19 protein-coding genes are annotated in these 22514 nt (G+C 63.6%); 13 read left to right on the top strand and 6 right to left on the bottom strand.

Annotated features, from left to right (window positions below; genetic code table 11):
- Positions 1-428 precede the first annotated feature (428 nt).
- From A3AC_RS0125810 to fghA, 3 genes are all read left to right on the top strand, one after another.
- Positions 429-1943, top strand: coding sequence for a xylulokinase (locus tag A3AC_RS0125810; protein ID WP_025602330.1), 1515 nt, complete (start codon positions 429-431; stop codon positions 1941-1943).
- A gap of 188 nt (positions 1944-2131) precedes the next feature.
- The gene (locus tag A3AC_RS0125805) at positions 2132-3238 is read left to right on the top strand and encodes an S-(hydroxymethyl)glutathione dehydrogenase/class III alcohol dehydrogenase (RefSeq protein ID WP_025602329.1); all 1107 of its coding nucleotides are present in this window, start codon (positions 2132-2134) and stop codon (positions 3236-3238) included.
- Between the two features lie 37 nt (positions 3239-3275).
- On the top strand, positions 3276-4127 hold the full coding sequence (gene fghA, locus A3AC_RS0125800; protein WP_025602328.1) for an S-formylglutathione hydrolase: 852 nt from the start codon (positions 3276-3278) through the stop codon (positions 4125-4127).
- Between the two features lie 55 nt (positions 4128-4182).
- Here the strand turns inward: fghA and A3AC_RS0125795 are convergent, their stop codons facing one another.
- Genes A3AC_RS0125795 through A3AC_RS0125785 form a run of 3 tightly spaced genes read right to left on the bottom strand, consistent with a single transcriptional unit; the run spans position 4183 to position 6879 of the window.
- A complete protein-coding gene (locus tag A3AC_RS0125795) occupies positions 4183-4965 on the bottom strand; it encodes a metal ABC transporter permease (protein WP_025602327.1) in 783 nt (260 codons plus the stop codon).
- Positions 4958-5923 carry an ABC transporter ATP-binding protein gene (locus A3AC_RS0125790; protein WP_025602326.1) on the bottom strand — a complete coding sequence of 322 codons (966 nt, stop codon included), beginning with the start codon at positions 5921-5923 and terminating at the stop codon, positions 4958-4960. Before A3AC_RS0125790 ends, A3AC_RS0125795 begins: the two co-directional genes overlap by 8 nt.
- Positions 5920-6879, bottom strand: coding sequence for a metal ABC transporter solute-binding protein (locus A3AC_RS0125785; protein WP_025602325.1), 960 nt, complete (start codon positions 6877-6879; stop codon positions 5920-5922). Before A3AC_RS0125785 ends, A3AC_RS0125790 begins: the two co-directional genes overlap by 4 nt.
- Before the next feature lie 372 nt (positions 6880-7251).
- Here A3AC_RS0125785 and A3AC_RS0125780 point away from each other — a divergent pair, with 372 nt between their 5' ends.
- The 6 genes from A3AC_RS0125780 to A3AC_RS0125755 all read left to right on the top strand — a co-directional run bounded on the left by A3AC_RS0125780 (position 7252) and on the right by A3AC_RS0125755 (position 13353).
- A complete protein-coding gene (locus A3AC_RS0125780; RefSeq protein WP_025602324.1) occupies positions 7252-8034 on the top strand; it encodes an L-iditol 2-dehydrogenase in 783 nt (260 codons plus the stop codon).
- A gap of 79 nt (positions 8035-8113) precedes the next feature.
- A complete protein-coding gene (locus A3AC_RS0125775; RefSeq protein WP_025602323.1) occupies positions 8114-9436 on the top strand; it encodes an ABC transporter substrate-binding protein in 1323 nt (440 codons plus the stop codon).
- Positions 9437-9629: 193 nt separating this feature from the next.
- Positions 9630-10565 (top strand): carbohydrate ABC transporter permease, encoded by a 936-nt coding sequence (locus A3AC_RS0125770; RefSeq protein WP_013340363.1) that lies wholly within the window; start codon positions 9630-9632, stop codon positions 10563-10565.
- Between the two features lie 38 nt (positions 10566-10603).
- Positions 10604-11437, top strand: coding sequence for a carbohydrate ABC transporter permease (locus A3AC_RS0125765; protein WP_232231988.1), 834 nt, complete (start codon positions 10604-10606; stop codon positions 11435-11437).
- Positions 11434-12135, top strand: coding sequence for an HAD family hydrolase (locus A3AC_RS0125760; protein ID WP_025602321.1), 702 nt, complete (start codon positions 11434-11436; stop codon positions 12133-12135). The genes A3AC_RS0125765 and A3AC_RS0125760 overlap by 4 nt, the downstream gene beginning before the upstream one ends.
- 108 nt (positions 12136-12243) lie before the next feature.
- Positions 12244-13353, top strand: coding sequence for an ABC transporter ATP-binding protein (locus A3AC_RS0125755; protein WP_025602320.1), 1110 nt, complete (start codon positions 12244-12246; stop codon positions 13351-13353).
- A gap of 69 nt (positions 13354-13422) precedes the next feature.
- Here the strand turns inward: A3AC_RS0125755 and A3AC_RS0125750 are convergent, their stop codons facing one another.
- The 3 genes from A3AC_RS0125750 to dalD all read right to left on the bottom strand — a co-directional run bounded on the left by A3AC_RS0125750 (position 13423) and on the right by dalD (position 17465).
- Positions 13423-14370 carry a sugar-binding transcriptional regulator gene (locus A3AC_RS0125750; RefSeq protein ID WP_025602319.1) on the bottom strand — a complete coding sequence of 316 codons (948 nt, stop codon included), beginning with the start codon at positions 14368-14370 and terminating at the stop codon, positions 13423-13425.
- Between the two features lie 88 nt (positions 14371-14458).
- Positions 14459-15940, bottom strand: coding sequence for a xylulokinase (gene xylB, locus A3AC_RS0125745; RefSeq protein ID WP_025602318.1), 1482 nt, complete (start codon positions 15938-15940; stop codon positions 14459-14461).
- 112 nt (positions 15941-16052) lie between these two features.
- Positions 16053-17465: a D-arabinitol 4-dehydrogenase gene (dalD, locus tag A3AC_RS0125740; RefSeq protein WP_025602317.1), complete on the bottom strand. Its 1413-nt coding sequence runs from the start codon at positions 17463-17465 to the stop codon at positions 16053-16055.
- A 385-nt stretch (positions 17466-17850) separates the two neighbouring features.
- On the opposite strand from dalD, the gene A3AC_RS0125730 reads away from it, so the two are divergent.
- The 4 genes from A3AC_RS0125730 to A3AC_RS0125715 all read left to right on the top strand — a co-directional run bounded on the left by A3AC_RS0125730 (position 17851) and on the right by A3AC_RS0125715 (position 22508).
- A complete protein-coding gene (locus tag A3AC_RS0125730) occupies positions 17851-18831 on the top strand; it encodes an AraC family transcriptional regulator (protein ID WP_025602316.1) in 981 nt (326 codons plus the stop codon).
- Between the two features lie 132 nt (positions 18832-18963).
- Complete coding sequence (locus tag A3AC_RS0125725; RefSeq protein WP_025602315.1) at positions 18964-19917, top strand: ABC transporter substrate-binding protein; 954 nt, start codon at positions 18964-18966, stop codon at positions 19915-19917.
- 76 nt (positions 19918-19993) lie between these two features.
- Complete coding sequence (locus tag A3AC_RS0125720; RefSeq protein ID WP_025602314.1) at positions 19994-21514, top strand: sugar ABC transporter ATP-binding protein; 1521 nt, start codon at positions 19994-19996, stop codon at positions 21512-21514.
- Positions 21501-22508 carry an ABC transporter permease gene (locus tag A3AC_RS0125715; protein ID WP_025602313.1) on the top strand — a complete coding sequence of 336 codons (1008 nt, stop codon included), beginning with the start codon at positions 21501-21503 and terminating at the stop codon, positions 22506-22508. The genes A3AC_RS0125720 and A3AC_RS0125715 overlap by 14 nt, the downstream gene beginning before the upstream one ends.
- Positions 22509-22514 lie beyond the last annotated feature (6 nt).

The following is a 22514-nucleotide window of genomic DNA, read 5'->3' as shown; positions in this document are numbered from 1 at the left end:
CTCCACCGTCTAGTTTTGGGATGGACTCCAAGGTATCGGGGACGAAAAAGCGCAACAAGACCGCTGGCGCCTATTCCGGCATTCCCGGTGACGATATGCGTAGCTCCGTCCAGAAGCTCGAAATCGCCGCGAGCGGCGGCGAGATCGCCGTCCAGCCCTTTGCAGCCGCGCCGCGCAGCCGGTCGCACCGCGTGCCCGAGCCGCGGCGATATATGTGAGAATGGATATGCCGTATCCGGTCTCGCGCATAGTCGCGTTTTCGCGCGGCTCGCCGCGAGGCGGGGTTAACCCGCGATTCGCGGCTGGCCGGCTCGCGGCCGCACGGCTTTGCGCATCCCGCGCGGCGCCTCAGAATTCGCGCTTGCCGCATCCTCAGCGCGGTCCTTCGTGCTGGTCTTCGTGCTTTAACTGATCCCACGTTATCGCTCATGAGTTTTCTCGGCATCGACCTCGGCACCGGTTCCCTCAAAGTCGCGATCGTCGATGAAGACGGCCATGAGCAGGCGGTCGCGAGCGTCGCTTATCCACTCGAGACGCCGCACGCGGGGTGGGCGGAAACCTCTGTCGAGACATGGTGGCGCGCGCTCACCGAAGCTGCAGCGCGCTTGCCCGAAGCGTTGCGCCGTGAGGTGAAAGCGATCGGCTTCTCAGGGCAGATGCATGGCGTGGTGTTGATCGACGAAGCGGGCAATGCCGTGCGGCCCGCGATGCTGTGGCCCGACACGCGCGCGCTCGATCTGCTCGACGCGTGGCCCGAACCGCAGCCGAATCCGGTGGCGCCGGGTATGGCTGGTCCGTTGCTGCGCTGGATCGTGCGGCACGAACCGGAGTCCGCGCGCCGCACGCGCTGGGCGCTGCAGCCCAAAGACTGGCTGCGCGTCGCGCTCGGCGGCGCGGTTGCCACCGATCCTTCCGACGCCTGCGCGACCGCGCTCGCCGACCTCGACGGCACGTGGAACGCGGCGCTGCTCGAGCAGCTCTACATCCCGCACGAGTGGTTCGCGCCCGGAGGGCCGTCGTATGCGGCCGCGGGCGTGCTGTCGGGCGACGCGGCAGAGGCCCTCGGCCTGCGCGCGGGCATCGTGCTCGCAACCGGCGCGGCGGATACGCCGTGCGCCGCGCTCGGCAGCGGCCTCGCAAGCGACGGCGACGCGCTCCTCACGACCGGCACCGGCGGCCAGATCGTCGTAATCGCCGAGCATGAGCCCGCGGCTGTCAGAGGCTTGCATCGCTATCGGGCGGCGAGCGATCACTGGTATCGGATGGCCGCGATGCAGAACGTCGGCATCGCACTCGAACGCGCGCGTGGGTGGCTGTCGTACGAGTGGGCCGCTGCATATGACGAAGCGTTCGGCGCTTGCCCGAGCCACGCATCGGGGCTCGACACGAACACGCATGCGAATGCAAATGCAACCGCAACCGCAACCGCGCCGCTGACCTTCTTACCGTATCTGACCGGCGAGCGCACGCCGTGGCTCAATCCGTCGGCGCGCGGCGGCTGGCTCGGGCTCGCGCTGGACCATACGCGCGGCGCGATGATGCGCGCGGCATTCGAAGGCGTCGCCTTTTCGCTGCGCGCGGGTCTCGACGCAATTCGCGCGAGCGGCGCGACGGTGACGGCGTTGAAACTTGCAGGAGGCGGTTCCGTCGATGCACGGTGGCGGCAATTGCTCGCCGATGCGCTGAACGCGGAGCTTCACGCAGTGGATTGTCCGAACGCGGCACCGCGCGGCGCGGCGATTCTCGGCGGCATCGCAAGCGGTCACTGGCACGTGCACGATCTCGCCGCGCTCGCACCGGGCGCGACGCTTGCGGCGAGCCCACGCGGCGATCGCGCCCTCGCGGCGCGCTATGCACGCTTTCTCGATCTGTATGGACGCGTCGAACCATGGTTTGACACCGCCGCAGCAGTTGTCCGGCAAAGCGGCAATGTCACGCGCTGACAAGGCCGTGACGCACTTTGCAATACCATGACGCCTGTCATGCGTTAGCCTGTAGCTCGCGCAGCACAGGCTTTGCCCAGAGCTTGGCCCCCAATATTCGCGCGTCGTGTCGTGTCGTATATCGCTGTGCAACGCGAGCCGATGCGGCGCGGCGTTCAACGCATCTTCGACTCACAGGAGCATTTACGATGAAGACCAAAGCAGCAATCGCATGGAAAGCCGGCGCACCGTTGACCATCGAGGAAGTCGACCTCGAAGGCCCGCGCGCCGGCGAAGTCCTGATCGAAGTGAAAGCGACGGGCATCTGCCACACCGACTACTACACGCTCTCGGGCGCGGACCCCGAAGGCATCTTCCCGGCGATTCTGGGCCATGAGGGCGCGGGCGTGATCGTCGATACGGGGCCGGGCGTCGGCACGTTGAAGAAGGGCGATCATGTGATTCCGCTCTACACGCCGGAATGCCGTCAGTGCAAGTTCTGTCTGTCGCGCAAGACCAACCTGTGTCAGGCGATTCGCGCGACGCAAGGCCGTGGCCTGATGCCGGACGCCACCTCGCGCTTCTCGCTCGACGGCAAGCCGCTCTTTCATTACATGGGCACCTCCACGTTTTCGAACTACATCGTCGTGCCCGAAATCGCGGTTGCGAAGGTGCGCGAAGATGCGCCGTTCGACAAGATCTGCTACATCGGCTGCGGCGTGACGACGGGCGTCGGCGCGGTCGTGTATTCGGCGAAGGTCGAGGCGGGCGCGAACGTGGTCGTGTTCGGGCTCGGCGGTATCGGTCTGAATGTGATCCAGGGCGCGAAGATGGTCGGCGCGGACAGGATCATCGGCGTGGACATCAATCCGGGCCGCGTCGAACTGGCGAAGAAGTTCGGCATGACGCACTTCATCAACCCGAACGAAGTCGAGAACGTGGTCGATCACATCGTGCAGTTGACGGACGGCGGCGCCGACTATTCGTTCGAATGCGTCGGCAACGTGAAGCTGATGCGTCAGGCGCTCGAATGCACGCACAAGGGCTGGGGGCAGTCGTTCATTATCGGCGTGGCGGCGGCGGGCGAGGAGATCAGCACGCGTCCGTTCCAGCTCGTGACCGGCCGCGAGTGGAAGGGCTCGGCGTTCGGCGGCGCGCGCGGGCGCACGGACGTGCCGAAAATCGTCGACTGGTACATGGAAGGCAAGATCAATATCGACGATCTGATCACACACCGTCTGCCGCTCGAGCGCATCAACGAAGGTTTCGATCTCATGAAGAAGGGCGAGTCGATCCGCTCGGTCGTGCTGTACTAACGCGGCTCACCCGCAGCGCCCAACAAGGAGGAAGACGATGCTTGAGCTATTGTCGTCGCACGCCTGTCATGGCGGCGAGCAGCGTTTCTACCGGCACGAGTCGCAGACTATCGGCCTGCCGATGCGCTTTTCGGTGTACCTGCCGCCGCAGGCCTTGCAGGCGAACGCGAAGGTGCCCGCGTTGTTCTACCTCGCGGGGTTGACCTGCACCGAGGAGACGTTCGCGATCAAGGCGGGCGCGCAGCGCTTCGCCGCGCAGCATGGCGTCGCGCTGATCGCGCCGGATACGAGCCCGCGCGGCGCGGGCGTGCCGGGCGAGAGCGCGGCGTGGGACTTCGGCGTTGGCGCGGGCTTTTACATCGACGCGACGCAGGAGCCCTGGGCGCGGCACTACCGGATGTACTCGTACGTGCGCGACGAGCTGCGCGAAACGGTTATGAACGACTTGCCCATCGACGGATCGCGGCTCGGCATCTTCGGGCATTCAATGGGCGGGCACGGCGCGTTGATGCTGGCGCTGCGCAATCCGGACATTTATCGCTCGGTGTCGGCGTTCGCTCCGATTGCCGCGCCCACGCGCTGCCCGTGGGGCGAGAAAGCGTTCAGCGGCTATCTCGGCGACGACCGCGCGACGTGGAAGCAATACGACTCGAGCGAACTGGTGGCGCGCGCGTCGCGCAAGTTCGCAGAGGGCATTCTGGTCGATCAGGGGCTCGCCGACCAGTTTCTCGCCGAGCAGTTGTACCCGGACGTGTTCGAGGCCGCATGCCGCGCAGCAGGCCAGCCGTTGACGCTGCGTCGTCATGCGGGCTACGACCATGGCTACTACTTCATCTCGACCTTTATCGAGGACCACCTCGCGCATCACGCGAAGGTGCTGCTCGGCTGACGTGCATTGTGCCGATGGCGGCGCCTTCGCGGGCCGCCATCGAATGTATGCGGGTTCAGCGGCGCTTCAGCAGACTCACGCCATATACCACCGCTGAGAGCGCGGTGATCCAGAAGCTCGTCGGCCAGTCGGTATAGAACGCGAGCGTCACGCCGAGCCACGCTTGCAAAAGCGCGAGGCCGGCAGCGAGAACAAGACCGGCCGAAAGCCGCGTGGTCATGTTTTGCGCGGCGGCGGCCGGGCCCACCATCAGCGTGAAGACCAGCAACACGCCGACGATCTGCGTACACGCGGCCACGGCGAGCGCCGCAATCGCCAGAAACAGCACCGACACGAGGCGCAACGACACGCCCTTGGCTTCGGCCAGTTCAGGCTGCAGCGATGCGAACAGCAATGGCCGCATGATCGCCGCGAGCGCGAGCAGGCTGACGACGCCCAGGCCCGCGAGCACTGCCAGCGTCGATGCGTTCACGCCGAGCACATTGCCGAACAGGAGCGCGGTGACCTGTGTTGCATATGCAGTGAAGAAATGCAGAAACAGCAGACCGAAGCCGAGCGACAGCGAAAGAATCACGCCGATGGCGACATCGCGTCCGGCGAGGCGCTCGCCTAGCGCGCCCATGCCGACGCCTGCGGCGAGCGTGAAGCCGACCATGCCCCAGATCGGCGAAATGCCGACCAGTACCGCGCCGGTCGCGCCGGTGAAACCCACGTGCGAAAGCGCGTGGCCCGCGAAGGTTTGTCCGCGCATCACAAGAAAATAGCCAACCACGCCGGCGAGCACCGCGACGATTCCTGACGCGGCAAACGCGTTCACCATGAAGTCGTATTCAAACATCGTGCTTGTGTCCGTCGCGTGCGTTGTGTTGCTGCCTGTGCTCGTGCGAATGGCCGTGCGCATGGCCATGAGAATGCGAATGTCCGCCGTTCTCGTCGTGTTCGTGCTCGTGATCGTGCTTCTCCACTTCCACGCCGCCCGACATCACGAAGATGCGGCCGTTCACGCGCATCACGTCGATTGGCGAACCGTAGAGGCGCGACAGCACGGGCCGCGTGATGACTTCGTCCACGGTGCCGAGCGCCGCGACGCCGCTGCCGAGGTACAGCACGCGATCGAGCGAGTTCAACAGCGGATTCAGTTCGTGCGCCGAGAACAGCACGGCGATGCCGAGCTCCTGCTGCACGCGGCGCACGAGTTCGACCACGCTTTTCTGATGATGCGGATCGAGGCTGATCAGCGGTTCATCGAGCAGCAGCAGCTTCGGTGCGCCGAGCAGGCATTGCGCTAGCAGCAGGCGCTGACGCTCGCCGCCGGATAGTTCGGAGAGTGGCCGCTCGGCGAGCTTGCGGCCATCCACCAGTTCAAGCACGCGTTCGACGTCCGCGCGTGTTTTCGTGTCGGCGTGAGGCAGGCCCCAGCGGTGGCCGTCGGCCGCCATCGCGACGAAATCGCGGCCACGCACGCGCCGCCCGGCAAGCGCGCTGCGCGTTTGCGGCATATAACCGATCGACGCGTTGCCGCGTGCCACGGCTTGCCCGAGCACGCGGATCGTGCCGCTTGCCGCCGGCACGAGGCCGAGCACCGCGCGCATCAGCGTGGTCTTGCCGGCGCCGTTCGGCCCGAGCACGCCGATGAATTCGCCCTGGTTCACGACGAAACCGGTATCGCGCAGGATCGTGCGGCCGCCGAGTTCAAGCGTGACGTGATCGAGTTCGAGCACGGGCGGGCGGTTTGCCGCGAGCGCCGCTGCGCTCGCGGCCGTAGTGGCTGGCGTGCTGCGGCCAGTGACAGTCATTGGCTTTTTCCTTTGGCGCCGGCAGCCGCTGCTTTCGCGTTGCCTGCATTGCCGGCGTTGCCCTTGGCGAGCGCCGCGCCGAGCGCGTCGAGCTGCGACAGCATCCACGTCTGATACGTGCTGCCGGCGGGTTCTGTCTCGGTGACGCTCACGGTCGGCACCTTCGATTGCTGCGCGAGATTCAACATGCGTTTGGTCAGGGCCTCGGTTGCCTGGCTGTTATAGATCAGTACGCGTACGCGCTTTTCGCGCAGGTCGCGTTCGAAAGCGGCGATGTCCGACGCGCTCGCCTCGGTGTCGTTCATGGCCGCCATCTGAAAGCGCATGTTGCGCATGGCGAGCCCGATGGCATCCGACATATAGCCGAATACCGGCTCGGTTGCCGTGACCGGCGTGCCCGCGTAGCGGCCATGCAGTTCGGCGACCTTGGCCTGAACCGGCTTCAGCGAATCGAGAAACTTCGCGAGGTTCGCATCGTACGCCGACTTGTGCGCCGGGTCAGCCGCGACGAGCGCCTCCGTGACCGCGTGCGCCACCTTCGGCATGGTCGCGAGGTCGTACCAGAGATGCGGGTTGTCGCCGCCCTTCTTGCCGGTCAACTCCGCCGCGACGATCGTCTTGCGCTTGGTGCCCTGCGTGCTGTTGGACGCAGCCAGCAATTTTGCCATCCACGGATCGTAGTCGGCGCCGTTGTAGACCACAAGGCTTGCATGCTGCAACGCGCGCGCCGTCTTCGCGCTTGCCTCGAACAGATGCGGGTCCTGGTCGGGGTTGCTGAGAATGCTCGTCACGTCGACCCGGTCGCCGCCCAGTTGCTGCACCACGTCGCCGTAGAAGTTTTCCGCGGCGACCACGGGGATTTTCGCATCGGCGGCGAAAGCTGCATGGCTTAACGCGAACGCGGTTGTGACGGCGGCGACATACTTCGGAAGCAACATTGCGACGATCTTCTTCATGGTGTGTCCTGCTGCAAGAGGGTTGAATGAGCCGCGCACATGCGCGGTGTCTGAAGCCGCTGCAAAGGCCCGCGACGTCGCCGTTGCGGCGGCTCGGAACGCGCGGCCACAAGGCGTCGTGCTGATACGGAAGCGGGTCGTGAAACGAGTCCGCAATGATATAACGTATCTTGTCTTGATGTCAGTAGACGCGCGTAAGCGGCGTACAAGGAGGGGCGAGCCCTCGTTGCGCGCTGCACCATCGAAATCTGACAGAGCGCCTTGACATGGCCCGGTGCGTATCCGATCATTCGATCACAAACAGAGCAATTGATCGCGCAATGAGCGTTCGCTCACCGCGCATCGAAAAGCGGACTGAACTGGAGACAAAGCGTGGCGGCACGATTGCAAGACAAGGTGGCCATTCTGACGGGCGCGGCAAGCGGCATAGGCGAAGCCGTAGCGCGGCGCTATCTGGACGAAGGCGCGCAATGCGTGCTCGTCGACGTCAAGCCGGCGGACAGTTTCGGCGACACGCTGCGCGCCTCGCATGGCGAGCGCGTGCTGACGGTGAGTGCGGACGTCACGCGCCGCGAGGATATCGAGCGCATCGTGGCGGGCACCGTGGAGCGTTTCGGCCAGATCGACATTCTCTTCAACAATGCGGCGCTTTTCGACATGCGCCCGATTCTCGACGAATCCTGGGACGTGTTCGATCGCCTCTTCGCGGTCAACGTGAAAGGCATGTTCTTTCTCATGCAAGCCGTCGCGCGGCACATGGTCGAGCAAGGCCGCGGCGGCAAGATCATCAATATGTCGTCGCAAGCGGGGCGGCGCGGCGAAGCGCTCGTGTCGCATTACTGCGCGACCAAGGCCGCCGTGCTCAGCTATACGCAATCCGCGGCACTCGCGCTCGCGCCGTACAAGATCAATGTGAACGGCATCGCGCCGGGTGTCGTCGATACGCCGATGTGGAAGGAAGTCGACGCGCTCTTCGCCCGTTACGAAAACCGGCCGCTCGGCGAGAAGAAGCGCCTCGTCGGCGAAGCGGTGCCGCTCGGGCGCATGGGCGTGCCGGAGGATCTGACGGGCGCGGCGCTCTTCCTCGCATCGGCGGATGCGGACTACATCACCGCGCAAACGCTTAACGTCGACGGCGGCAACTGGATGAGCTGAGCACCAAGGCCCGTTATCCAGCGCCATTTCGTACAACAAACGCAGCATCACATAACGCACGAGAAAGGAGACAACAGACATGAAACCAGCCCTCAAGTCCGCGCTCAAGATGGTTAGCGCAGGCGCTGCGGCATGCTTTGCGCTGAGCGCGTCGGCGGCCACGGTGACCATCGCGACGCTGAACAATCCGGACATGATCGAGTTGAAGAAGCTCTCGCCCGAATTCGAAAAGGCGAATCCGGACATCAAGCTGAACTGGGTGATTCTCGAGGAGAACGTGCTGCGTCAGCGGGCCACGACCGACATCACGACCGGCAGCGGCCAGTTCGACGTGATGACCATCGGCGCCTATGAAACGCCGCAATGGGGCAAGCGCGGCTGGCTTACGCCGCTCACGAACCTGCCCGCCGACTACGATCTCAACGACGTGGTCAAGACCGCGCGCGACGGCCTCTCTGCCGGCGGCCAGTTGTACGCGCTGCCGTTTTACGTCGAAAGCTCGATGACGTATTACCGCAAGGACCTGTTCGCGGCCAAGGGCCTGAAAATGCCCGATCAGCCGACCTACGACCAGATCGCGCAATTTGCCGACAAGCTCACCGACAAAGCCAACGGCGTGTACGGCATCTGCCTGCGCGGCAAGGCGGGCTGGGGCGAGAACATGGCTTACGGCACGACCGTCGTGAACACGTTCGGCGGCCGCTGGTTCGACGAAAAGTGGCATGCGCAACTCACTTCGCCGGAATGGAAAAAAGCCATCACGTTCTATGTCGATCTGTTGAAAAAGAACGGGCCGCCGGGAGCGAGCTCGAACGGCTTTAACGAAAACCTCACGCTGATGTCCTCGGGCAAATGCGCGATGTGGATAGACGCGACGGTGGCAGCCGGCATGCTGTACAACAAGCAGCAATCGCAGATCTCGGACAAGGTCGGTTTCGCAGCCGCGCCGGTCGCGGTCACGCCGAAGGGTTCGCACTGGCTGTGGGCGTGGGCGCTGGCGATTCCGAAGTCGTCGAAACAGGCCGACGCCGCGAAGAAGTTCATCACGTGGGCCACGTCGAAGCAGTACATCGAGCTCGTCGCGAAGGACGAAGGCTGGGCCTCGGTGCCGCCGGGCACGCGTCAATCCACTTACGCGCGCTCCGAGTACAAGCAGGCTGCACCGTTCGGCGACTTCGTGCTGAAGGCAATCGAATCGGCCGATCCGGATCATCCGACGTTAAAGCCTGTACCGTACACCGGTGTGCAGTTCGTTGGGATTCCTGAGTTCCAGTCGTTCGGCACGGTGGTCGGTCAGAGCATCTCCGGTGCGATTGCCGGTCAGATGAGCGTCGACCAGGCGTTGGCGGCAGGTCAGGCTACCGCGGATCGCGCGGTCAAGCAGGCCGGCTACCAGAAGTGATCCGGAGCTAGAGCCGAATCTCGCCACTGAAGTCGCGTGGCACAAGCCGGCTGGCGCCCGTCAGCCGGCTCACGCAGTACAGCGGGCTGTCACCGCCGCGCGTACGCCGCAATGCCGTTTTGCTCGCAGTCAAAGCGCTACGGCCATTCGCGCGGTTCGTGCCGCCCGCGCATTACCGAACAGGTGGTCAATCATGCGTCCTCTGCGCCTGCCTCTCATGCATGCCCATCCTCAGACAGAAAAAGAACGCGAAGTCCGCAAGGCCAATTCGGCGCGCTGGCTCGTGTCGCCGTCGGTCGCCGTCCTGGTGCTATGGATGACGATTCCGCTCGCCATGACGATCTGGTTCTCGTTCTCGCGCTACAACCTGCTGAATCCGGATCTGAAGGGCTTTGCCGGTTTCGACAACTATCAGTTCCTGGCCGGCGATCCGTCGTTCGGACCGTCGATTGGTCACACGCTGCAGTTGATCGTCTCGGTGCTCGTGATCACGGTGGTAGGCGGCGTGCTGATGGCGATTCTGTTCGACCGCAAGTTCTACGGCCAGGGCGTGGCACGCCTGCTCGCCATCGCTCCGTTCTTCGTGATGCCCACGGTGAGCGCGCTGATCTGGAAGAACATGATTTTGCATCCGGTGTATGGACTGATCGCGCAGGGCATGCGTGCAATCGGCTTGCAGCCGATCGACTGGTTCGCCGAATATCCGTTGACGGCGGTCATCATGATCGTCGCGTGGCAATGGCTGCCGTTCGCGTTCCTGATTCTGTTCACGGCGATCCAGTCGCTCGATCAGGAGCAGAAGGAAGCGGCGCGCATTGACGGCGCCGGGCCGTTCGCGATGTTCTTCTACATCACGCTGCCGCACTTGAAGCGCGCGATTGCCGTGGTCGTGATGATGGAGACGATCTTTCTGCTGTCCATCTTCGCCGAAATCTATACGACGACGGGCGGCGGCCCGGGCACCGCGACCACCAACCTCTCGTACCTGATCTATTCGCTGGGCCTGCAACAGTTCGACGTCGGTCTCGCGTCGGCGGGCGGCATTCTCGCTGTCGTGCTGGCCAATATCGTGTCGTTCTTCCTCGTGCGGATGCTCGCGAAGAACCTCAAAGGGGAGTACGAAAAATGAGCCACGTTGCTTCTACTCCGGCGTCAAGCGCGACGCCCATGACTGTGCCGGCGAAGTCGCCGTTCCACGCGATCCGCCGCGCGATTCCCGGCGTGATCGCCTGGCTCGTCGCGCTGCTGCTGTTCTTCCCGATCTTCTGGATGACGATCACCGCATTCAAGACCGAGCAGCAGGCCTATTCGTCGTCGCTTTTCTTCACGCCGACATTCGACAGCTTTCGCGAGGTATTCGCGCGCAGCAGTTACTTTTCGTTCGCGTGGAATTCGATTCTGATCTCGGTCGGCGTGACGGTGCTGTGCCTGATTCTGGCCGTGCCGGCCGCGTATGCGATGGCGTTTTTCCCCACGCGCCGCACGCAAAAAGTGCTGCTGTGGATGCTGTCGACCAAGATGATGCCCTCGGTCGGCGTGCTGGTGCCGATCTACCTGCTGTGGAAAAACAGCGGTCTGCTCGACACCGTATCGGGTCTCGTGATCGTCTATACGCTGATCAATCTGCCGATTGCAGTGTGGATGTCGTTTACCTACTTCGCCGAAATTCCGCGCGACATTCTCGAGGCAGGGCGAATCGACGGGGCGGCGACCTGGCAGGAAATCGTCTATCTGCTGATGCCGATGGCGCTGCCGGGGCTCGCGTCGACCGCGCTGCTGCTCGTGATTCTTTCGTGGAACGAAGCGTTCTGGAGCATCAATCTGTCGAGCTCGAACGCCGCGCCGCTCACGGTGTTCATTGCATCGTATTCGAGTCCCGAAGGCCTCTTCTGGGCCAAGCTGTCCGCGGCTTCGCTACTTGCGGTGGCGCCGATCCTGATCGTCGGCTGGCTGTCGCAGAAGCAGCTCGTGCGCGGCCTCACGTTCGGGGCAGTCAAATGACGGCAGGCTCGAGTGCAGTAAATCTCGCGCTGATCTGCGATTGCGATGGCGTCCTGATCGACAGCGAAGCAGTGGCGGCGCGCATGCTCGTTCAGGAACTCGAGGCGCGCTGGCCCGGCGCGGATATCGAACCGGTGGTGCTGCCGCTGCTCGGGCTGCGCATCGAAAGAGTGCTGGAGGGCACGGCGATGCAGCTCGGCAAGAGCCTCGGCCTCGACGACATGGACGCGATTCGCCGTTCGGTTGAAGCCGCGGCCATGCAGGCGCCGGCAGTGCAGGGCATCGAGCGGGCGCTGGCGCAGGTACCGCTCGTCAAAGGATGCGCGAGCAACAGTTTTCGGCCGTACGTGGAAACCGTTCTTGCACGCACGGGCCTCGTGCGGTTCTTCGGCGACCGTTTGTTCTGCGCCGACAGCGTGGCCAATCCGAAGCCGGCGCCCGACGTCTATCTGGCGGCGGCGCAAGGTCTGCGCCTCGCGCCGTCGGCGTGCCTCGTCATCGAGGACAGCGTTACCGGCGTGAGCGCGGCAAGCGCGGCCGGCATGACGGTGCTGGGTTTTATCGGCGGAGGTCATGCGAGCGACGAGCAAATCGACAAGCTGCATGCTGCGGGCGCGCGTCATGTATTCGACGACATGCATCAGTTGCCGGAGCTCGTCGCGCAATGGACGCTGAGCGCAACTGCCGCGGCGCCTTGAGCGCGTAGAACACGCGCGCATCGAATGCAATCGCGTTCAGCACACCACAGACAAGCAGCCGGCAAGCAACCGACAAAGTAACACCCAGGCATTACACGGAGACACATCATGGCAAGCGTAACTCTGCGCAACATCAGGAAGGCCTACGACGACACCGAGGTGATGCGCGACATCAACCTCGACATCGCGGACGGCGAGTTCGTCGTGTTCGTCGGCCCGAGCGGTTGCGGTAAATCGACACTGATGCGGATGATTGCCGGACTCGAGGACATCAGCGGGGGCGACCTGACCATCGACGGTGCGCGCATGAACGACGTGCCGCCCGCCAAGCGCGGCATTGCGATGGTGTTCCAGTCGTACGCGCTGTATCCGCACATGACGCTATACGACAACATGGCGTTCGGTCTGAAGCTCGCCGGCACGAAGAAGCCGGAGATCGACGCGGCGGTGAAGAACGCAGCGAAGATCCTGCATATCGATCATCTGCTCGATCGCAAGCCCAAGCAGTTGTCGGGCGGCCAGCGCCAGCGCGTCGCGATTGGCCGCGCGATCACGCGCAAGCCGAAGGTGTTCCTATTCGACGAGCCGCTGTCGAATCTCGACGCCGCGCTGCGCGTGAAAATGCGCCTGGAATTCGCGCGTCTGCATGACGAACTGAAGACCACGATGATCTACGTGACGCACGATCAGGTCGAAGCGATGACGCTCGCGGACAAGATCGTCGTGCTGTCGGCGGGCAATCTCGAACAGGTCGGCAGTCCGACGATGCTGTATCACGCGCCGGCCAATCGCTTCGTCGCGGGCTTCATCGGTTCGCCCAAAATGAACTTCATGGAAGGCGTCGTGCAGTCGGTCACGCACGACGGCGTGACCGTGCGCTATGAAACCGGCGAGACGCAGCGCGTCGCAGTGGAGCCGGGATCGGTGAAGCAGGGCGACAAGGTGACGGTGGGCATTCGTCCCGAGCACCTGCATGTGGGCATGACGGAAGACGGCGTGTCGGCGCGCACGATGGCCGTCGAATCGCTCGGCGATGCCGCGTACCTGTATGCGGAGTCGAGCGTGGCGCCCGATGGCTTGATCGCGCGCATTCCGCCGCTCGAACGTCACGCGAAGGGCGATACGCAGAAGCTCGGCGCGACGCCCGACCATTGTCATTTGTTCGACAGCGACGGCAAGGCATTCCAGCGCAAGATCGTCGAAGTGCTGGCGGCTTGAGTTCGAAAGGCGGGAAAGGGCGCCTTCCTGCCTTTTCATACGAAGCGGCGCGCGCGTTCAGAGTGCGACTTACGCCTCTAGCGCCGCGCGCGCACACAACTCGTCGGTCACCAACCCCGAGAGCCAGCCGCCCTTGAGCACCGCGATCAGTGCCTCGCGTTTGCGTTTGCCACCTGCAAAACCGATAGTCGGCCGCCGCGGCGGCGAGTCGATCGAAATGCTGGTCACGCGCCGGCCCGTGGGCGACTCGACGCGCGCGCCGGCCGCATCGATCGGCAGGCCAAGCATTTCGGCCACCGCGCCGTTCTGCATCAACTCCTTCACCTCTGCCGACGTGATGAAGCCGTCTTCGTGCAGCGGACATTTCGGCCCGATATTGCCGATGCCGACAAACGCCACGTCCGCCTCCGCCGACAGCGACTCGACGATCCGGTACAGCCGGTGATTGCACCACTGCGCGCGCTCGGCCTCACTATCGGCGATCAACGGCGCGGGCAGCAGAAAATGCTTGCCGCCCGTCTTCTCCGAAATGTGTAGTGCGACGTCGTAGCGGTTCGAGGAGCCGTCCTGAGCGATCGCTCCTACCATGGATACCAACCGGTGCTGCGGACGGTCTAGCTGCGCGATCTGATCGACCGCGGCTTTCAGCGTGCGGCCGCTGCTCACGGCGACCACCATCGGCTTTTCTTCCGCGAGGTAGCGCTCCATCACCTGCGCGCCGGCCACCGCGAGTTTGCGATCGACTTCCTCGGGCGTGTCGCTGTCGATGGGCACCACTTCGCACATGGAAAGGCCATAGCGTTTCGTCAGCTGATCGGCAAGCGACAGACAGTCGGCCAGTTGATGATCGACGCGCACGCGAATCAGGTTCTTTTCCACCGCGAAGGCGACGAGCCGTTGCGCGACCGGGCGCGACACCTGCAGTTTCTCGGCGATCTCGTTCTGCGTATTGCCCGCGACGTAGTAGAGCCACGCGGCGCGAGTAGCAAGGTCTAGTTTTTCTGTGGACTTGGGCACGGTGACGATCCGCTTGAAGGGCGCCGATGATAGCAGCCGGCGCATGCATGTCGATGCCGCCGGCTGCCGTTTGCGCGGTGCTGCGCGCTCAGGCGAGCTTTTCGCGCGCGGGATCGAAAAGCGGCCGCACGTGACGGTACAGCGCGCGATACGCGTCGAGCCGCGCGCGCAATTGCGCATGCCGGCGCGGATTCGGCGTGAACTCTTTCTCGATGGGCGGTTTGGCGAGCACGCTCGCCGGATCGCCGCCCGCCGCGAGCCAGCCGAGGCGGGCCGCGCCGAGCGCCGCACCGGTCTCGCCGCCGCCGTGCTTGCGCGTCGCGGTGTCCAGCGCGTCCGCGAGCAGTTGCGCCCAGTAATCGCTGCGCGCGCCGCCGCCCAGCAGTGACAGAGCTTTTGCTTCGGTGCCGGCCGCACGCAGCGCGTCGAGGCCGTCGGTGAGCGCGAGCGTCACGCCTTCCAGCACCGCATAGCCGAGCAGCGCGCGATCCGTTGCGTGATTCATGCCGAAGAACACGCCCTGCGCATAGGGGTCGTTGTGCGGCGTGCGCTCACCCGAGAGATACGGCAAAAAGAGCGGCGCGGTATTCAGCGCATCCTCGGGCAACGCTTCGATCTCGGCGAGCAGCGTGGGTTCGTCGGTCGATGTGAGCTTGCAGACCCAGCGCAAACAGCTTGCCGCCGAGAGCACGACGCTCATCTGATGCCAGCGGTCCGGAATCGCGTGGCAGAACGCATGCACTGCCGAAGCCGGGTTCGGCCGGAAGCTGTCGCCCACCACGCACAGCACGCCCGAGGTGCCGAGCGAAACGAAGCCGTCGCCCGGCTGCGTCGCGCCGATGCCGATTGCGCTCGTCGCGTTGTCGCCGCCGCCCGCCGCGACGATCACGCCGTCGCTCAAGCCAAGCTCGCGCGCGAGTTGCGGCAGCAGCGTGCCGGACGGCGCGCTGCCTTCGGCGAGGCCCGGCATCTGCGCGCGCGTCATGTTGCAGGCCGCAAGCAGCGAATCGGACCAGTCGCGTTTGGCGACGTCGAGCCACAGTGTGCCGGCCGCATCCGATGGATCGGACACCTTGCCGCCCGTCAGTTGCAGACGCAAGTAGTCTTTCGGCAGCAGCACGCACGCGGTCCGCGCAAAGATGTCGGGCTCGTGACGCGCGACCCATAACAGCTTGGGCGCGGTGAAACCCGGCATCGCCAGATTACCGGCCACACTGTGCAGGTCCGGCGCGCGTTCGGTCAGCTCGGCGCATTCCTTGTCGCTGCGCATGTCGTTCCACAGAATCGCCGGCCGCAGCACGCGGTCCTCGGCATCCAGCAGCACCGCGCCGTGCATCTGACCCGAGAGGCCGATGCCGCGAATCTGCGCGAACTCGTCGGGATGTTTCGCGCGCAATGCAGCCAGCGCGCTTCGCGTGCCGGCCCACCAATCTTCGGGATTCTGCTCGGCCCAGCGCTGATGCGGGCGCGAAACGGTGAACGGAGAGCCAGCGGTGCCGATCACGCGTCCAGTGGAGGCGAGCAGCAGGACTTTCACTTCGGACGTGCCTAGGTCGATGCCGAGATACATGGGCGCGAAACCTTCGTCGTTGGAGATGCGCTACTTTAGCCGCACAAGGCGCGCGGTGCCATGCGCATAAAGCCTGGCACCGCGCGCGATTCGATGGGACGGGCTTGCGCTTCTAGACCTGCCCGCGTTTTGCGAGCCACACGTCGACGCGCGCCAACGCGCCGGCCAGTGCGGATTCGAGTTCCTGCGTGCCGGTCATGCTGCCCCACAACAGCCGGTCCGCCGCGAACGCCTGCAACGGATCGGGCGCCGCGAAGAAGCCGCGCGCGACGCGCTCGTCCATCACGCCGTCCTGATAGGCGTAGGGCAGCGTGCCTGCCTGCCAGCGGTCGAGGAAGCGGAAGAACAGCGCGGGCAGCATTGCCGTGGCCGCGGGCGTGACGCCGCGCTCGAAACACTCGGCGAGAGTCGGCGCAATGAAGCCTGGCAGTTTGGAAAAGCCGTCGGCGGCCACGCGCTGGTTGGTGTCCTGGATATAAGGATTGCCGAAGCGTTCGAGCACGACATCGCGATAGCGTTCGAGGTCGAGCGGGCTCGGCGTGAGGCACGGAATTACATCCTCGCTCACGTAATCGAACGCGAACTGGCGGATGTCCGCGTCTTGCGTGCCTTCGTGAATGTAGTTAAGACCGACGAGCGTGCCCGCCCACGCAATGCAGCTATGGGTCGCGTTGAGTATGCGGATCTTCGCTTCTTCGTAGGGCAGCACCGACTCGACCAGTTCCGCGCCGACCTTCTCCCAGGCGGGACGCCCGGCAATGAAGCGCTCTTCGATCACCCATTGGATGAACGCTTCGCCCATTACCGGGCAGGCGTCGTCCACGCCCGTCGCGGCCGTTACGCGCTCACGCACGTCGGGCGTCGGGCGCGGCGTGATGCGATCGACCATTGAACTCGGACACGCGGTGTTGTCGTCGAACCATTGCGCAAGTTCGGCCGCGCCGCGCAGTTCGAGAAACGCGCTCATGCCTGCATGAAAACGCTCGCCGTTGCGGCGCAGGTTGTCGCAGGTTTGCAGCGTGACGGGACCCGCGCCGGCTTTCATGCGCGCGTCGAGAATCGCCGCCAGCGCGCCGTAGATGGTGGTGTGTCCGCCTTTCAGGTCGGCCGCGAGATCGGCGTTGGCCGTGTCTAGCTGGTCGTGTTCGTCGAGGTAGTAGCCGCCTTCCGTGACCGTGAACGAGATGATCTTGCAAGCGGGATCGGCGCCGGCCTCGATCAGCGCGTCGAGGCTTTCGGTCCACGGCACCACGCGTTCAATCGAGCGGATAGTCTCGTACGCGCGTTCGCCCTGAGGCGTGACCGTCTCGAGCGTATAGACGCCGTCTTGCGCGGCCAGTGCTTCAAGCACCGCGTTCATGTCGCTGCGAATATTACCGACGGTAAGCGACCAGTGCGGCTCTCCCGGCAGCTTCGCTTCATTCAACCTGTGCAGATACCACGCCTGATGCGCGCGATGAAACGATCCCGCGCCGATGTGCAGAATCACGTGTGCGGCCTCGCCGCTGCCTTGCCCGCTGCTCATGTGCGTCTCCATCTGTCTGGGCTCTCGCGCGGCTAGTCGCGCGCGTTTCTTTTCGGTGAGAGCATTTGCTCTGCTTGTGGGCGAATGATCGTACCCGCCGAAACGAAAGTCAAGGCGACCGCGCGATGTTTTCGTGGCGCGGCGCGGCGGCGCGTGACTCCCCGGCATCCTCAACGGCGCACGCGCACGCCTTGCGGCGCGCTTCGCCACGCGTTTTGCATTGCATCATTCTTGACCTGTCGCGCGTCGGGACTTACCCGAATGCAAAAAAGTATCGGTCCGCGGTTTCATTTTTAGTGGTGGATTGCGCGTTTGAAGGCTACTTTTCGCTGTACAAGACGAAGACGAGCGGCATCGTTCCCGAGCCGCTTCATGGAGGCAGACAGTGCAACCCGATCTGGAGATCGTGGCCGTACGCCGCGACGAGTCGTTCAAAGTGTGGTCGCACGGCTATCCGTATCGCACGGTACGCTGGCATTTTCATCCCGAGTACGAGATCCATCTGATCGTGGCGACCACGGGCAAGATGTTCGTCGGCGATCACATCAGCAGTTTTGCGCCTGGCAATCTCGTGTTGATGGGTCCGAACCTGCCGCATAACTGGGTGAGCGACGTGCCCGAAGGCGAGAGCATCGCGCAGCGCAATCTGGTCGTGCAGTTCGGCCAGGAATTCGTGTCGAGCTGTCTGGAAAGCTTTCCCGAATGGCGTCAGGTAGAGGCGCTGCTTGCCGATTCGCGCCGCGGCGTGTCGTTCGGCGCGCTCACCAGTGCCGCGATCCAGCCGCTCTTTCTCGAACTGCTGGCGGCGCGCGGACTGCGCCGCCTCGTGCTGTTCATGTCGATGCTGGAAATCCTGATGAACGCCGAAGACCGCGAGACGCTCGCGAGCCCCGCTTATCAGGCCGACCCGACGGGTTTTGCGTCGACGCGCATCAATCACGTGCTTTCGTATATCGGCAAGAACCTCGCGAACGACTTGCGCGAGTCGGATCTCGCGCAACTGGCCGGCCAGAGCGTGAGTGCGTTCTCGCGCTATTTCCGCCGGCATACGGGCTTGCCGTTCGTGCAGTACGTGAACCGCATGCGGATCAATCTCGCGTGCCAGTTGCTGACCGATAGCGAACTGAGCGTGACCGACATCTGCTTCAAGGCGGGCTTTAACAACCTGTCGAATTTCAACCGGCAGTTTCTCGCAGTGAAAGGCATGGCGCCTTCGAAATTTCGCCGCTATCAGCAATTGAACGACGCGAGCCGCGATGCTTCGGAAGAAGCCGCGGCGCGCGGCAGGGGTATCGACGACGCGCCCGCCATCGTGCTAGCGCCTGGTCTGCCGCATCCTGCGGCTGCTGCTTACCCGCCAACCTAGCAGCAATGTAGCCCCAATGTAGTCCACTGCAGGGCTTTTTTCAGCAAGCACCTTGCTTCACCACGTTCAACATGTATCGCGCTGTCCGACGACAGCGCGAGGGACGTGCTCACTTCAAAAACGGAGACAACCATGACGCAAACCACCATGAAACAGGCATCGTCGACCACCTTCACGCGGCGCGGCGCGCTGTTCGCGAGCCTCGCCTTCAGCCTCTCGTTCATCGCCGCGCCCGCCGCACAGGCCGCGCCGCTGAAGATCGGCATGACGTTTCAGGAGCTCAACAATCCCTACTTCGTGACGATGCAGAAGGCGTTGAACGATGCGGCTGCATCGACCGGCGCAACGGTTGTCGTGACCGACGCGCATCACGACGTGAGCAAACAGGTGAGCGACGTCGAGGACATGCTGCAGAAGAAGATCGACATCCTCCTCGTGAATCCGACTGATTCGACAGGCATTCAATCGGCGGTGACATCGGCGAAAAAAGCAGGCGTGGTGGTGGTCGCGGTGGATGCGAACGCGAACGGCCCGGTCGATTCCTTCGTCGGCTCGAAGAACTTCGATGCCGGACAGATGGCCTGCGAGTACCTCGCGAAGTCGATTGGCGGCAGCGGCGAAGTTGCGATTCTCGACGGCATTCCGGTGGTGCCGATTCTCGAACGCGTGCGCGGCTGCAAAGCGGCGCTGGCGAAGTCGCCGAACGTCAAGCTCGTGGATACGCAGAACGGCAAGCAGGAACGCGCGACCGCGCTCTCGGTGACCGAGAACATGATCCAGGCGCATCCGAACCTGAAGGGCATCTTCAGCGTGAACGACGGCGGCTCGATGGGCGCGCTTTCCGCTATCGAGTCCTCGGGCAAGGACATCAAGCTGACGAGCGTCGACGGTGCGCCCGAAGCGATTGCCGCGATCCAGAAGCCGAATTCAAAATTCATCGAGACGTCCGCGCAGTTTCCTGCCGATCAGGTTCGCATCGCGCTCGGCATCGCGTACGCGAAGAAGTGGGGCGCCAATGTGCCGAAGGCGATTCCCGTCGACGTGAAGATGATCGACCGGAGCAACGCAAAGGGTTTCAGCTGGTAAGCCGAGTGCCCGCCGTTGCGGCATGCCCGGATTTTATGGTCGGCCGGCATGACGGCGGGCAGCGATGGAGCACCCGATGAACACGATACTCAAGCTCGAGAACATCAGCAAAAGCTTTCCCGGCGTGAAGGCGTTGCAAGCCATTCACCTCGAGATCGCGCGTGGCGAGATTCATGCGCTGCTCGGCGAAAACGGCGCGGGCAAGTCGACGCTAATGAAGATTTTGTGCGGCATCTATCAGCCGGACGAAGGCACGGTCACGATAGAAGGCACGCCGCGCCACTTCGCGAACTATCACGACGCGGTGGCGGCGGGCGTCGGCATCGTGTTTCAGGAATTCAGCCTGATTCCGTATCTGAATGCAGTCGAGAACATGTTTCTCGGCCGCGAAATGAAGAATGGTCTCGGTCTGCTCGAACGCGGCAAGATGCGGCGCGCCGCAGCGGAGATTTTCGCGCGGCTCGGCGTGTCGATTGACTTGTCCGTGCCGATTCGTGAACTCTCGGTTGCGCAGCAGCAGTTTGTGGAAATCGGCAAGGCGCTCTCTCTGGAAGCGCGCATTTTGATTCTCGACGAACCGACCGCCACGCTCACGCCCGCCGAAGCCGAGCATCTGTTTGCGATCATGCGCGAGTTGAAACAACAGGGCGTCGCGATGATTTTCATCTCGCACCACCTCGAAGAAATTTTCGAAGTGTGTGACCGCATCACGGTGCTGCGCGATGGGCAGTATGTCGGCATGACCGAGGTCGCGCAGTCGGACGTGAGCCGCCTTGTCGAGATGATGGTGGGACGCCGCATAGAAAACAGCTTTCCGCCGAAGCCGCCGTTGCGCTCGGACACAAAGATCGTGCTGGACGTGCAGAAGCTGCAATTGCTGAAAGACGGCCCGGTGCTGCAATTCACGCTGCGCGAAGGGGAAATTCTCGGCTTTGCGGGACTGGTCGGGTCGGGCCGCACGGAGACCGCGCTCGCTGTGATCGGCGCAGACCCGGCTTACGCGAAGGACATTCGCATCAACGGCGAGGCCGCGAAATTGTCCGATCCAGCCGACGCGTTGCGCGCGGGCGTGGGTATTCTTCCTGAAAGCCGTAAGACCGAAGGGCTGATTACGGACTTCTCCATCAAGCAGAACATCTCGATCAACAACCTGGGCAAGTATCGCTCGCTGCGTTTTTTTATCGATCAGCGCAGCGAAGCGCGCGCCACAGCCGACATCATGAAACGCGTGGGCGTGAAAGCGCCGACCATGCACACCGAAGTGGCCACGCTTTCAGGCGGCAACCAGCAGAAGGTGGTGATTGCGCGCTGGCTGAACCATCACACGAACATCCTGATCTTCGACGAACCGACGCGCGGTATCGACGTCGGCGCGAAGGCGGAAATTTATCTGCTGATGCGCGAACTCACCGCGCGCGGCTATTCGATCATCATGATTTCGTCGGAACTGCCTGAGATTGTCGGCATGTGCGACCGCGTCGCCGTGTTCCGTCAAGGCCGTATCGAAGCGCTGCTCGAAGGCGATCAGATCGACTCGAACGCCGTGATGACCTATGCAACCGCCGGCACTCGTGGAGCTTTGCATGAACACGCCTAACCCTTCTTCGTCGCCGAAAACGTCGAACATCAGCGGCAATACGCCGGGCGCACCAGTGCGCTTCACATGGGCCGCGTTGAAGCGCTCGACGCTCTTCTATCCGTTCATCGGCCTGCTCGTTGTTTGCATCGTGATGGTGTTCGCGAGCGACAGCTTTCTCTCGGCCGCGAATATAGAAAACGTGCTGCGTCAGGTGTCGATCAACGCGATCATCGCAGTCGGCATGACATGCGTGATTCTCACCGGCGGCATTGACCTGTCGGTGGGTTCGGTAATGGCACTCGCGGGCACGCTCGCCGCGGGCCTGATGGTGGCCGGCATGAATGCGCTCGCTGCATTGGCAATAGGTGTCGCGGTCGGTCTCGGCTTCGGCGCGGCGAATGGGTTCTTCGTCGCGTTCGCCGGCATGCCGCCGATCATCGTGACGCTCGCGACCATGGGCATCGCGCGAGGCCTCGCACTAATCTACACCGGCGGCTATCCGATCGACGGCTTGCCCGACTGGGTCAGCTTCTTCGGCAGCGGCAAGATCCTGGGCATTCAGGCGCCGGTCGTGATCATGGCGGTGATCTATGTGATCGCGTGGTTGCTGCTGGAACGCATGCCGTTTGGCCGCTACGTGTATGCGATCGGCGGCAATGAACAGGCGACGCGCCTATCCGGCGTGCGCGTGGCGCGCGTGAAGCTGATCGTCTACACGATCGCGGGGTTGACGTCCTCGTTTGCCGCAATCGTATTGACCGCGCGTTTGATGAGCGGCCAGCCGAACGCGGGCGTGGGCTTCGAGCTTGACGCCATCGCCGCCGTGGTGATGGGCGGCACGTCCATTTCCGGCGGACGCGGTTCGATCATCGGCACTTTGATCGGCGCGCTGCTGCTCGGCGTATTGAACAACGGGCTGAACATGGTCGGCGTGAATCCGTATGTGCAGAACGTGATCAAGGGCGGAATCATTCTGCTTGCGATCTACATCGGCCGCGACCGCAGAAAGTAAAGCTCT

This window comes from Burkholderia sp. WSM2230, assembly GCF_000472445.1.
Classification (GTDB): domain Bacteria; phylum Pseudomonadota; class Gammaproteobacteria; order Burkholderiales; family Burkholderiaceae; genus Paraburkholderia.
The sequence above is the reverse complement of the archived record's forward strand: the minus strand, read 5'-3'. Positions and strand labels throughout refer to the sequence as shown.